The organism is Synechocystis salina LEGE 00031, from assembly GCF_015207985.1.
In the GTDB taxonomy this organism is placed as follows: Bacteria; Cyanobacteriota; Cyanobacteriia; order Cyanobacteriales; family Microcystaceae; genus Synechocystis; species Synechocystis salina.
Genome location: NZ_JADEVV010000023.1, coordinates 46,361 through 59,040, shown reverse-complemented (window position 1 = coordinate 59,040; position 12,680 = coordinate 46,361). Strand labels below are relative to the sequence as shown.

Annotated in this window: 11 protein-coding genes; 6 read left to right on the top strand and 5 right to left on the bottom strand. The window is 50.6% G+C overall.

The window, feature by feature from the left end; translation table 11 throughout:
- The 6 genes from IQ217_RS09730 to IQ217_RS09705 all read left to right on the top strand — a co-directional run.
- A partial coding sequence (locus IQ217_RS09730; RefSeq protein ID WP_194019784.1) for an alpha/beta hydrolase occupies positions 1–909 on the top strand: 909 nt, incomplete at its 5' end.
- 74 nt (positions 910–983) lie between these two features.
- Positions 984–1,751, top strand: coding sequence for a DUF928 domain-containing protein (locus tag IQ217_RS09725; RefSeq protein ID WP_194019790.1), 768 nt, complete (start codon positions 984–986; stop codon positions 1,749–1,751).
- 38 nt (positions 1,752–1,789) lie between these two features.
- Entirely contained in the window at positions 1,790–4,054 is a 2,265-nt protein-coding gene (locus IQ217_RS09720; protein WP_194019783.1) for a CHASE2 domain-containing protein, read from the top strand.
- A 3-nt stretch (positions 4,055–4,057) separates the two neighbouring features.
- A complete protein-coding gene (locus IQ217_RS09715) occupies positions 4,058–4,828 on the top strand; it encodes an MBL fold metallo-hydrolase (RefSeq protein ID WP_194019782.1) in 771 nt (256 codons plus the stop codon).
- Positions 4,829–5,196: 368 nt separating this feature from the next.
- Positions 5,197–6,273: a glycosyltransferase family 4 protein gene (locus tag IQ217_RS09710; protein WP_194019781.1), complete on the top strand. Its 1,077-nt coding sequence runs from the start codon at positions 5,197–5,199 to the stop codon at positions 6,271–6,273.
- Positions 6,274–6,282: 9 nt separating this feature from the next.
- Positions 6,283–6,990 carry a response regulator transcription factor gene (locus IQ217_RS09705; RefSeq protein WP_194019780.1) on the top strand — a complete coding sequence of 236 codons (708 nt, stop codon included), beginning with the start codon at positions 6,283–6,285 and terminating at the stop codon, positions 6,988–6,990.
- A 166-nt stretch (positions 6,991–7,156) separates the two neighbouring features.
- Here the strand turns inward: IQ217_RS09705 and IQ217_RS09700 are convergent, their stop codons facing one another.
- The 5 genes from IQ217_RS09700 to IQ217_RS09680 all read right to left on the bottom strand — a co-directional run bounded on the left by IQ217_RS09700 (position 7,157) and on the right by IQ217_RS09680 (position 12,552).
- Positions 7,157–8,386 (bottom strand): histidinol dehydrogenase, encoded by a 1,230-nt coding sequence (locus tag IQ217_RS09700; protein WP_190597118.1) that lies wholly within the window; start codon positions 8,384–8,386, stop codon positions 7,157–7,159.
- A gap of 261 nt (positions 8,387–8,647) precedes the next feature.
- Complete coding sequence (locus IQ217_RS09695; RefSeq protein ID WP_194019779.1) at positions 8,648–9,760, bottom strand: calcium/sodium antiporter; 1,113 nt, start codon at positions 9,758–9,760, stop codon at positions 8,648–8,650.
- 36 nt (positions 9,761–9,796) lie between these two features.
- Positions 9,797–10,219, bottom strand: coding sequence for a tellurite resistance TerB family protein (locus IQ217_RS09690; RefSeq protein ID WP_194019778.1), 423 nt, complete (start codon positions 10,217–10,219; stop codon positions 9,797–9,799).
- A gap of 161 nt (positions 10,220–10,380) precedes the next feature.
- A complete protein-coding gene (locus IQ217_RS09685) occupies positions 10,381–11,721 on the bottom strand; it encodes a 16S rRNA (cytosine(967)-C(5))-methyltransferase (protein ID WP_194019777.1) in 1,341 nt (446 codons plus the stop codon).
- Between the two features lie 21 nt (positions 11,722–11,742).
- The gene (locus IQ217_RS09680) at positions 11,743–12,552 is read right to left on the bottom strand and encodes a biopolymer transporter ExbD (protein WP_194019776.1); all 810 of its coding nucleotides are present in this window, start codon (positions 12,550–12,552) and stop codon (positions 11,743–11,745) included.
- Positions 12,553–12,680 lie beyond the last annotated feature (128 nt).

The following is a 12,680-nucleotide window of genomic DNA, read 5'->3' as shown; positions in this document are numbered from 1 at the left end:
CCGTTGCAGGGAGCCATGGAAGCAATCAAACAAGTGCCGGCCCTGGAAGATAGGCAAGCTTGGCAGGACTTGATTAATAGCTATGACCAAGCCAGCGAAGTTTTATTTCAACAACTAAGGCAACAATTTCCAGTGACCTTGACCCAGGAAAACATCGCAGGGGTAAATGTTTATCGAGTGATTCCCCCGGTAATTAGTCCGACCAATGGCCAAAGAATTTTGGTGCATCTCCATGGCGGGGGCTATGCTTTCGCCGGAGGGGAGTTGGGGAGCGGGGAAGCAATTTTAGCGGCCCATTATGGCCAGATTGAAGTGATTAGCATCGACTACCGTCGACCTCCAGACTATCCTTTTCCCTCGGCCCTGGACGATGCTTTGGCTGTGTGGCGGGAGTTGGTAACAACCTACGAAGTTAGCCGCATGGGGCTGTTTGGTACTTCTGCCGGAGGCGGCCTATTGCTAGCCTTGGTTTGTCAACTGCGGCAACTTAATTTACCTCTACCAGCGGCGATCGCCCCCCTGTCCCCCTGGGTGGATTTGACCAAAACTGGAGATACCTACTTCACCAATGAATATGTTGACCGCACCGCCATTAGCTACGGCGGTTTACTGGCAGGTTTAGCTCAACTCTATGCGGGAAAATTGCCCCTTGATCATCCATTTATTTCCCCCCTTTATAACGATTTAGAAGGCTTGCCCCCCACTCTGCTCATTAGTGGCACCAGGGATTTAATCTTGAGCGATACCGCTAGACTGCAAAGAAAACTGCGGCAAAACAATGAGGTAGTAGATTTACAACTATTTGAAGGACTTTCCCATGCTGAATATCTCTACCAATTTGACACACCGGAATCGGCAGAAGTTTTTGGGGAACTGAGCCAATTTTTTAACCGGCATTTACAACAGTAAGCGGAAAATAATTTGTTATCTTGGGGGAAAATAACTCCGTTTTTGCCCTTTGCCCTGCCCAGGAAGCGTTAATTATGTCTAACCGCCCAGGAAAGTTGCTTTTTGCCGGTTTGATGGGTTTGGCCCTCGCTTTTCCCTTTGGCATCTCCCCCTCCCATGGCTCCACGCCCAAATCTTCTGCCCAGTTAATCGCCCTAAAATTTCCCCAGGCTAATAGTGACCGGGGACAAACGGCCACCAGTGGCGGTGGGGGAGTCAGGCAAACTAGCGGTGGCAGTTGTTTAACCAAGGCTAAATTACCCTTTCAGCTTTTAATTCCTGGCGACTATAACCAAGGGAGCGGTTTCCACAACACCGCTAGCAAAGAAACTTTTATTTACGCCTATCTGCCGCCCCAACCAGGACTGACAGCCCAGGTGCAGTTGGCGGATCCCATTACCAAGGAGCAAAACCAAACAACTTTCACTGTGCCCAAGGAAGGGGGCATTGTTCGTTTTCCCGTTAGCTTGCCGGATAATGCCATGGAGGACGATTTTTATAACGTTACTTTGACCCTAATTTGTGATGCTAATAACACCCAAGACAATCTCACAGTGGAGTTGACGGTGAACTACACTCCCCTGGACCAGCCCCCTACCAATGCCGATTCCTCCCTAGCAGAGGCAGCCTTTTATGCCGAACAGGGTCTATGGTTAGATGCCCTCAATGCCCTAGCGGCGATCGCCAAGGAGGAACCCCAGGAATGGCAGGAATTTCTAGAATCGGGGGGATTTGCGGCCTGGGCGGAAGCTCCGGTGGTGGAATGTTGCCAAATGGTCAATACGTCCGCCTTGGCTAACTGACCCCAGGGGAAAATCAAAGGAAATACCAGAGAATATTAATGGGTTGGACCATACCGTCAGCTTGGAAAAAGTTTCTTTGGCAGTCTCGGGGGATTTGGATTGCGACCCCCACGGTGACGGCCCTGGTAATTTTGTTCCGCTTCACCGGCATTTTACAGGTGTTGGAATGGCAGAGCTACGATGCGGGGGTAAGGCTTTTACCAAGGCACGAAGATGATCGCATTGTCATTGTGGGCATTGATGAACAGGACGTTACCTACCTCAACACTCCGATCATTGACGACCAATTGCTAGCAAAAATCCTCACCAAGCTGAAGCAACAACAACCAGCGGCGATCGGGCTGGACCTCTATCGAGACTTGCCCCTGCCACCGGGTACAGAAGAGTTGGCAGAGGTATTCACCAGCACTCCCAATTTAGTAGGCATTGAAAAAGTAGCGGGCAAACCAGGCATTGAAACCGTCAATCCCCCCCCGTTATTAAAGGAAAATAACCAGGTGGGCGCCAATGATTTAATTATCGACGCTGATAACATTGTCCGCCGGGGTTTTATTTATCTAGTAAGAGACGGGGAGCCCCACTACAGCTTTGGGCTACATTTGGCTTTACGCTTCCTTGATAACGTCGGAATTGCGCCGGAGACCATCAGTGAAGGCAGTGACGACTTCCGTTTAAATCAGGTGGTATTTTCCCCTCTCCACGCCGATAGCGGTGGTTATATCCGGGCTGATGACGGGGGCTTTCAATTACTGATTGATTACCAATCTAATTTTCCCCAAGTATCCCTCACCGATGTGTTGACCGATAAATTGCCGCCGGACTGGGGCAAAGGCAAAATCATCCTACTGGGTAAGGTGGGGGAAAGCTTCAAGGACCTATATTTCACCCCCAATAGCAATACGTTTGGGCTATCTCGTGCCATACCAGGGGTGGAGATCCATGGCAATATTATTAGCCAAATCATTAGTGCAGGGCTTGATGGTCAACCGTTGCTCAAAAGTTGGTCTGAGCCGCTGGAATGGCTTTGGGTCGGGCTCTGGTCTTTCCTGGGGGCGGTGATTACCTGGCAGTTGCGCTATGCCACTCGGCGTTCCGGAGGGCAGTGGCTGCCGATCGCCGCCATTGTGGGTAGTTTAGGGGCGTTACTGGCCATTACCTATGGGGCCTTGGTGATGGGATGGTGGCTGCCGTTTATTCCACCGATGTTGGGCTTATTGGGGTCAGGAGTATTTATTGTCACCTGGATGGCCCGGGCGGGGGTGCAGGTGCGCAACACCTTTGGCCGTTACCTAACCGATCAGGTGGTGGCCACCCTACTGGAAAACCCCGAAGGTCTCAAAATGGGTGGCGATCGCCGTCCAATCACCATCCTCACCTCAGATCTAAGGGGATTTACTAGCACTTCCGAAGGCCTCAACCCCGAGGAAGTGGTTAAGGTGCTCAACATCTACTTTGGCAAAATGGCTGATGTCATTACCAACCATGGCGGCACCATTGACGAATTCATGGGTGATGGTATTCTCGTTTTGTTCGGAGCTCCCACTTCCCAGGATGGTGATGCTCTGCGGGCGGTGGCCTGTGGGGTGGAAATGCAACTGGCCCTACGGGAAGTCAATCAACAGGTGACAGGGCTGGGCTTACAGCCGCTGGAAATGGGCATTGGCATCAATACCGGCGAAGTGGTGGTGGGAAACATCGGCTCTGAAAAGCGCACCAAGTATGGCGTGGTGGGGGCCCAGGTCAACCTCACCTATCGCATTGAGTCCTACACCACCGGGGGACAAATTTTTATTTCCGCCACTACCCTAGAGGCCGCTGGCGATCAAGTCCAAGTCAACGGCCACAGAACGGTGCAACCCAAAGGAGTTAAAGACCCAGTGGTCATTTGGGACGTGGCGGGCGTGGGAGACCCCTATAATCTTTCCCTTGCTGTAGAAGAACAAAAATATCTACCCATTCCAGAACCATTATCATTAGAATACGTCTGCTTGGAAGGAAAACACATTACCGACGCAGTAATTCCCGGTACATTGCGGGAAATCTCCGCTAAAGGTGGGTTTATCCAGATTTCTCCAGATCAAAACTGTCCAGACAGTCTAACCAATATTAAAATTAACCTGAGGGAGCCAGGGGTGCCATCGACGGCACTCTACGCCAAAGTATTAGACTCAGTTCCGGGGGAGAGCCACGGTTTTTACGTCCACTTTTCTGCAATGCCCACCGACATCGCCCAGCGTTTTCGTCAACTTTATCAAAGAGCACTGGCCCAGCCCACCGCCATTGCGGCCGCTCAGGGGGGCTAGATCGTGGCTGCTAACCTAACCTTTCTTGGCTCCGGTTCTGCCTTCACGGTGGGGGCGGATAATTTTCAATCCAATGCCATTCTCACCCTCGATAACGGCAGAAAATTCCTGATTGACTGTGGCACCGACATTCGTTTTTCCCTCCATGCCCTTGGTCTTAACCACCGGGATATCACAGACATTTACGTTAGCCATCTCCACTCAGACCACGTGGGGGGGTTGGAGTACGTCGGCTTTACCACTATGTTTGATCCCACCTGTGGTAAACCAAATTTATATTTGAGCCAGGACATTGCGGCGGATTTATGGGAAAGATCCCTCGCTGGAGGTATGGAAGCCATTGAAGGGGGTATGACCAAAGTTGATAATTATTTTCAAATCCATGCTTTAGGGCCAGGGGAAACGTTTACCTGGGAGAAGATCACTTTTCAGTTGATCAAGCTCAACCATGTGGATACGGGGGCAATGTTAATGCCTGCCTATGGTCTTTTTTTCACGGTCAATCACTCCCAAGTTTTCTTCAGCAACGACACTAAATTTAGCTACGATCGCCTGCAGGACTATTTCCATCGGGCCGATGTTATTTTCCATGATTGCGAAATTTCTCCCTATCCCAGCCCTGTCCACGCCCATTACAACGAGCTGCGGAAACTACCCGCCGCCATCAAAGCAAAAATGTGGCTCTATGGCTACCAGCCGGGCCCCTTACCTCCAGCAGTGGAAGATGGTTTTCTCGGCTTTGTGAAGCGGGGTCAAAGGTTTGATCTAGTTTGACACCTCCAGCACCGGAGGAAAATTCTAGAGTCCGTTTTGGGGAGCTTTAGCTTAAGTGAAGGGAAAAACCCACGCTATCATCTTTGATGCAGCACGGGTACGTCACGGTTAATTGCCCAAGGAAAGGTGAAGAAAACAAGGTGAAAGCAAGGTGGTTGCCATAGGGGAACCTCACAGTCTTCCCCCCGCCCCTTACCAAGGGATTCGTAAACCGATTCTGCACACTAAGTCAGCTTGAAATAGTTCGCCGTGACCTTAGACCATCGGGTTTTGGCCTGCGGCCTCCACTGCCTGGGTAACAGTGACTAAGCACCCTACAAATATGGGGTAAACTTTACCATGAACCCTTCCCAATCCCATCTTTGCCCATGCTCGGCGGTCAATATTATCTCATTGCATTTATTTTGGCGGTGATTGTGGTTTGGTTCACGACACCGTTAATCAATCATTGGGGGCGACGGGCCGGCTATGTAGACCAGCCCAGTGCTCGAAAAATGCATCATCGACCCATGGTCCGCCTGGGGGGAGTATCCATTTTCCTCGGTAGCTTGGTGGCTCTGTTGGTGGTGTGGAACCTTGGGGCCTTCGGTGCCATGAGTACGAAGGGAGAATGGGAAGTCTGGGGCGTAGTGCTGGGGGGTTTAGCTTTTTTTGGGATTGGTTTATTTGATGACCTGTTCGATCTGAGTCCTTTTTCCCGTCTATTAGCCCAGGTGGCGATCGCCTCGGTGGTGTGGAATATGGGGGTGAGAATTGATTTTTTTACCCTACCTTTCCTGGGAAACTTGGTGTACCTAGACATTTTAAGTTTGCCCATCACGGTGATTTGGTTAGTGGGTTTGGCCAACGCCATTAACTGGATTGATGGTTTGGATGGTTTAGCGGCGGGGGTCTGTGGCATTGCAGCGGTGGTGCTGTTTGTGCTCTGCTTATTTATGGAACAGTCGGAGGCGGCCTTAATTGCGGCGGCCATGGCCGGGGGAGCATTGGGATTTTTGCGCTACAACTTCAATCCGGCCCAGATTTTTATGGGGGATGGGGGAGCTTACTTTATGGGCTTTACCCTGGGGGCCGTAGCGGTGATTGGCCTGGTTAAAGTAGCAGCCATGGCGACGGTGGCGGTGACAGCGGTTTTATTGCCCTATCTAGTCCTGGCGGTGCCCATTTTGGATATGTCGGTGGTTATTCTCTCCCGGGTCATTAAGGGGAAATCTCCCTTTAAGGCTGATAAGGGTCATCTGCACCACCGCTTGATCAATGCTGGCATTTCCCACCGTCTAACGGTGCTGTTTATCTATGCCCTGACCCTCTGGGCCGGTAGCTTAGCTTTGGGATTTTCCAATATTCCCAGTGGTTGGGGCTTTGCCATTGGTGCCACTCTGCTGTTGATTTATTTGGGTTGGCAGGTGTGGCGCAATAGTCGCAGTGTGGAGGAACAGGATTGATTCATTGCCATGCCCAATATTTTGATTGTGGAAGATGATCAGGAAATAGCCCAGTTAATTAGGGAAACCCTAGAGCGTGAACAGTTTACCTGCGCTGTCGCCAATGACGGGGAAACGGGTCTAAGAATTTTTCAGGAACAGGCCCCGGACCTCATTGTGTTGGATTTGATGTTACCCAAATTGGATGGGCTAGAAGTATGCACCCGCATTCGTCAACAACAGGGGAGTAAAGACCCTTATATTCTGATGTTGACCGCCAAGGGGGAGGAAATAGACCGCATTATTGGCCTCTCCACCGGGGCCGATGATTACTTGGTCAAGCCCTTCAGCCCGAGGGAATTGGTGGCCAGGGTGCGGGCCCTATTGCGGCGGCAATTGCGCCAGGGGCAACCAGTAGGACAAATTTATCGTACAAGCCATTTTCAGGTGGATTTAGACCAACATCAGGCTAGTCGCTATCAAGGCGATCGCCAGGAAGAGTTGGAGTTGACCGGGTTGGAATTTAATTTATTGGCCACGTTTATGAGTTATCCGGGGCGGGTATGGAATCGGGCCCAATTAATTGAAAAGTTGTGGGGCGATGATTTTTTTGGCGATGAACGGGTGGTAGATACCCATATCCGCAGATTGCGTAAGAAAATTGAACCGGACCCCGCTAATCCTAGTTTTATTAAAACGGTGATCGGTTTGGGCTATAAGTTTGAAGATCCTGGCTAATCAAGCAGTATGGTTCCTATGGTTAAACTTGGGCAAGTAGGTTTCCTTTCCCAAAAACTGCCAAGCAGGGCAAGGTTTGCAGTCTTTACTACTCCGTCTTGGCGCAGGGCAATAGATGGAATTTATGGTTCCAGAACTGAAAAAGTCTAGGTAAAATTTGCTTCGCCTAATCCTCATTGAGTCGATCCAGTTGCCCCAAACGTTCTTCGATCGCCGTTAGACCCTGCCAATTAACCAAATCCTTTAACCACGGGGGTGGCAGAGTATTGCCGTAGTCTAGTAGTTGACTGGAGCGCAGAAAACAATGGAAGGCCAGTTCACTAGCTGAGGCCACGCCCCCATCTTGAGTTTGCAGACGGGCAGCCCCACTTAGGTAATGACCCAAAATGCTCGGACTGTGGTGGCCGATGTAAATTTCCCTGGCTCGCTGGACTTTTTCCACCATGGTCCAGGGGTCCACCATGGCCAACAGTAAAATATGGGGGCTGAACTCATTGACCCAATTTCCACAGGCTTCCAGGTCTTCCACGATCGCCACTAGGCCATAATGGGCCAGGGCCTTTTCCGTATGCACAGAATGTTCCTGCTCCCGACAATAGCGATTCACAGATTGGATGACTTCTTCCCCCAACTCCAGGCGATCGGTTAGTAGCACTGCGCTGGCATTGGGATATTGTTCGGCATGGGCCAACAAATCTAGGGCTAGCCATTGCCCGTTGGCTTCACCGTCCGCTAGCACCATCAAATTTGTCCTGACTAAGGTTTGGTCAATGGTCACCACACCACTCACCAATTGTTTGGCCGCCATTACCTCTGGAGATCCTGCCCCCGTAATGGACTCCACCGGAGCAATATTTTTTGCCCCCCAGGTCAACATGGCGATCGCCGGCACCCCGGCAGCTAGATAAATTTCTTCAATGCCCATTTCCTGGGCCGCCACCAAAATAGTCGGGCTAATGGTTTCCGTCACCAAAACCCGTTCCCCTACCCCCACAGTCTTGGCCAAAATTCCTTGGCGGAGTAAATTGCCCAGGGCATCACCCCTTTTGGTCTCCAGATAAAAACCAGCCCTTCTCACCGGGTAAAACCTCTGCCCCCGCACTGTGCCATCTTCCGGAAAGCTCACTTGGGCCTTGGGCAATTGCGGACGGTAAACCTGCTCTAGGGCATTGCAGGCCTGGCGAATCACCAACAATTTTTCCTGGCTAATACGTTGATAAGCCGCATCTAACTCAGCCCCACTAACCCTGGGGGGAGAATCCTGGCTCACGGTAGCCCAATGTTCCATCGCCGCCACCACCTTTGCCATCACCGGCCAGGGGGAAAGGACGGGACGATGATGTAAACGTCGCAACTCCTGAACAATGTCACCGGACTGGGTGATGAGACGTAACATGGCAAACAATTTGCTCCCAAACAGCCAACCCCAGGCAGAGCGCCCAGTTCTGTTTTAGCTTAACGTTTTTACCCATGAAGTTCCCTGTGTTGAACATTCCCCCTAATCTATTTGCTTAAAGGGATGGGAGCATCTCGCCCAAGGCAAATTATTTTCCCTGGCAAGCCAATTTTGTCTATGGGGTAATTTTTGCCCCCACTAGTATGATTGCTAGCCAGCAATGTAGTGTTTTTTCTTAATTTGTCTGATACTCAACAAACTTCAGTCGCTATCTGATTTCGGTGCCGTTTTGGTGCCCTTGAACAGATTAGGAATAATGGACAGCCCCAAGGCGATCGCCGTTGCTGGAATGACAATAAACAGGATGATATCGGTGAAGAGGGAGAGATTTTCGTTGCTAGTGGCACTTAACACTAAATAGGTGGCATAGGAGAAGTAATAGCCCAAAAAGAGGATTCCCTCCCAACGGGAAATTAGTCTTCCGGTCAGAAAAACCGGCAAACAGATCACCGCCACTGCAAACATCACAGGTAAATCAAATTTAATCACCGCCGGGGCAATGGCCAGCCCCGTGGGGGAAAGGCTAGCTGCAAAACCCAGCACCGCCAGAATGTTAAAAATATTACTGCCGACCACATTACCCACGGCAATGTCCCGCTCCCCCCGATAACTGGCCACCACGGAAGTAGCTAACTCCGGCAGAGATGTGCCCAAGGAAACTAAAGTCAGCCCAATGACCAACTCACTAATGCCCAGAGCCCGGGCAATGTCCACGGAGCTTTCCACTAACCAACGGGAACCAAGGATCAATAGCCCCATGCCTGCCCCAATGTAAGCAGCCTGCCTGATAATTTGCTGGCCAGTTTTGGGCACAGGTTCGCCAAACTCCTGGGCATATTCTTCGGCAATTTCCGGATTTTTTTCCCGCCGACTCTGGAAAATCAAAAAAGTGGTGTAGAGAATTGCCCCCAGGACAAAAATTGATCCATCCAAACGGTTAACTCGACCATCCTGGGCAAAGAACATTAAGAGGGCGGAGACGGCAATTAAAATAGGTACGTCTAAGCGAATCAGTTGTTGGGCCACCACCAGGGGAGTAATGGTGGCACAGACACCCAAAATCAGCAAAATGTTGAAGATATTACTACCCACCACATTACCGATAGAAATATCGGCCTGGCCGGCAAAGACCGCCTGCAAACTCACCACTAACTCCGGAGCACTGGTGCCATAGGCCACAATGGTGAGGCCAATGATCAAAGGGGAAATGCCGAACATTAGGGCAATGCGGGAAGCCCCTTTAACTAATATTTCTGCCCCCACCACCAAAACTCCCAACCCCAGAACCAAGCTTGGGATCGTCATCCAAGTCATCATGTTTTCTCCCGAAAATCCCAGAGTTGCAAAAATTTAGCTAGCTTTTTGGAGGGCACGACGGTAAAGCCGCTGAACCTTGCCGAGAAATTTATCCAGGGATGATTTGGGGGGACCATGGCCAGGATCGGATTCCTGCAGGGAAGCTAGTAACTGGGCTTCTTGGGTTTGAATATCGCCGTCGCTGTAGAGCAGGCCACTCAATGCTTCTAGCAATTCGGAATATTCCTCTTCACTGGGATAATCCCCCAAATATTCATTCACCCAGGCATAGCATTGGGGCGCTTCCACGGATTTTAGTTCTGATAAAAGGGCCTGTAATTCCGGATCATTTTCTACTTCATATTCCGCTGCTAAGCGTCGTAGATATTGCCTTTCTTCCACTTGGATTACCCCATCTAGCCAGGCGGCCCCAATCAGAATTTTGAGTAGTTGTTTAGTTTTAGCGGTTTTCGTCATGGCGCATTACCCCCCAGGGATGGAATGGTACAGTTAACTCAGCTAAAGTTTCCGGTCAAGCAATAAGTCCCATGTATTGTTTTTAGGACATTAACCCCCTAACCAGAATTTTGATTCACTATTCCTATTGTGGGGGGAAGGGCCGATCGCCGTTAGGATTGTTAAGCTTTCTTTAAATTTGCGATGAAAAATCCGTCTTGCTGATGTTGGTGGGGAAGAATAGTCAGCATACCGTCAGTAATAGCTTGGGAATCTCCCGATGGGCTAATCCAGGTAAAGTTTTCCGGCCGCCAATCTTCATGGTCTTGCAAAAATTGTTGAATCTGAGCTTCATTTTCCGCTGGGTTCAAGGTGCAGGTGGAATAAACCAGAGTGCCGCCGGATTTCACCAAAGGGACGATCGCCGTTAACAGAGATTGTTGCAGGGGTAAAAGGGTGGCAATGGTATCTGGATTTTGTCGCCAACGTAGATCCGGATTGCGATGCAGAGTTCCTAGCCCGGAGCAGGGTACATCCAGTAACGCCCGGTCTACCAACTCCATGGGAGGTTTTGTCCCCGGTTGAATCAAATCCCCCTCCCAGGTTTTGATGCTGGTTAGTCCTAATCTTTGTTGGGTAACGGCCAACTTTTGTAAGCGCCAACCATGGCGATCGCCGGCATAAATTTGTCCCCGGTCTCCCATCAACTCAGCTATGTGGGTAGTTTTACCGCCGGGGGCTGCACAAACATCAAAAATAGTTTCCCCCGGTTGGGGATTGAGGATTTGGGCCACCCATTGGGCACTGGCATCCTGCACAGTCCAGAGACCTTCTGCAAAACCTGGCAGTTGGGTGATGGCCCCGGTTTTTCCTGTCAACCTTAATCCCTGGGGTAAACCGGCCATGGCGGTGGCGGTAATATTCATGGACTCCAACATCTGGGCTACTGCTTCCCGACTGGTTTGCAAGGGATTTATACGGATATCCAAAGAGGGGTTGCGATTGAAATAAGCACATAAAGCTTCTGTTTCTTCCTGGCCCCAGGTTTGTACAAATAAATCCATCAACCAATCGGGGAAACTATATTTTTCTCCTAAACTGATTTTTTCCTGGCCTAAAACTCCTTCTCCCCCTTCCTGCCCCCGTTGGTAACGGCGCAACATACCGTTAACAACTTTGCTCAACCCCTTCAAACCATTGGCCTTAGCCAAATCTACACTGGTATTGACCGCCGCCGAAGCTGGAATCTGATCCAGATAACCCAATTGATATAGCCCCAGATGCACAATCCGCCTTAAATCCGGGGGTTGTTTACTAATCGGGCGATCGCCAAGGGATTCTATCAAGCAATCCAAAGTTCTCTGCCGGCGCATCACTCCATAGACCAATTCCGTACATAAACGGCGATCGGGAGGAGACAATGAATGTTTTTGCAAAGCCCGGTCAATGGCCACATCAGTGTAACTATCCCGGCGATCGATTTCCCGCAGAACTAAAAAGGCCAATTGTCGAGCCGAAATCATGGGCAATGCAGTTTCAACCAATTACTGTTGGGGGGCATTGGGGGTAGTGTTACCCATCCCAGGTAAATTGGGGGACTGGGAGTTGGGGGCGGGGTTCATGGTGCCTCCACCGGGAAAACCGGGATTCATGCCGGGGTTGGGGGAAATATTGCCATTGGCATCGGGCATACCGGGCAGGGGAGTATTACTAAAATTAGGGGTGCCTGCACCGGAACCACCAGGATTTAGATTATTGAAATTGGGCATTCCAGGGGTGGGACTATTGGGGAAAGCATTGCCCGGAGTCATGCCCGGCATTCCCAAGTTGGGATCATTAAAACCATTGGGACTCATGCCTGGGGGAGTTTGGCCATCGCCGGGTAAGGTAGCCAGGGCCACCCGATCGCCACCTACGGTGCGGAGAATATCTAGTAACTGCACCACATCGTTATAACTAGCATTGCGGGAAGCATGCAGCACAATCAAACCGCTGGGATTGTATTGGTGGTAATTTTGCAGGGCACTGACCATCTGCTCCTGGCTCACTGGCTGTTTTTCCACATACAGTTGCCCCAGATCATCCAGGCTCACCATAAACATTTCCCGCATCTGCGGGGCCCCGGTGCTGGCCCTGGGCAGGTCCAAACTAATCGCCTGTTGCCGGGATAGCCCCACCGCCCCCAGGATGAAGAAAGTGAGAATACAGAAAATTACATCAATTAAAGGAATAATCTCAATGCGCACTTCCCCCTGGTCATGTTGACTATCTTGCCAGAGGGAAAGGGGCCTGGTGGGATGGTGCAAGGCCTGGAGCCGACGGGTAGACCGGGGAACTTTAGGGGAAGATGCCATGGGGATTTTAGAGAAAGGGGAGAGGGGCAGAACAGGCTTTTATTACAGATTCACAACGGTGGGGGAACTCCGTAACCATACTAACGACTGCAAAATGGGAACCGAAACTAAGTTGTGCAACCTCCATG

Excerpts from the sequence above, each read along its gene's own strand:
- IQ217_RS09710 (WP_194019781.1), top strand. The coding sequence starts at position 5,197 with ATGCTCGGCGGTCAATATTATCTCATTGCATTTATTTTGGCGGTGATT.
- IQ217_RS09705 (WP_194019780.1), top strand. The coding sequence starts at position 6,283 with ATGCCCAATATTTTGATTGTGGAAGATGATCAGGAAATAGCCCAGTTA.
- IQ217_RS09700 (WP_190597118.1), bottom strand. The coding sequence starts at position 8,386 with ATGTTACGTCTCATCACCCAGTCCGGTGACATTGTTCAGGAGTTGCGA.
- IQ217_RS09680 (WP_194019776.1), bottom strand. The coding sequence starts at position 12,552 with ATGGCATCTTCCCCTAAAGTTCCCCGGTCTACCCGTCGGCTCCAGGCC.
- IQ217_RS09720 (WP_194019783.1), top strand. The coding sequence starts at position 1,790 with ATGGGTTGGACCATACCGTCAGCTTGGAAAAAGTTTCTTTGGCAGTCT.
- IQ217_RS09725 (WP_194019790.1), top strand. The coding sequence starts at position 984 with ATGTCTAACCGCCCAGGAAAGTTGCTTTTTGCCGGTTTGATGGGTTTG.
- IQ217_RS09685 (WP_194019777.1), bottom strand. The coding sequence starts at position 11,721 with ATGATTTCGGCTCGACAATTGGCCTTTTTAGTTCTGCGGGAAATCGAT.
- IQ217_RS09690 (WP_194019778.1), bottom strand. The coding sequence starts at position 10,219 with ATGACGAAAACCGCTAAAACTAAACAACTACTCAAAATTCTGATTGGG.
- IQ217_RS09695 (WP_194019779.1), bottom strand. The coding sequence starts at position 9,760 with ATGACTTGGATGACGATCCCAAGCTTGGTTCTGGGGTTGGGAGTTTTG.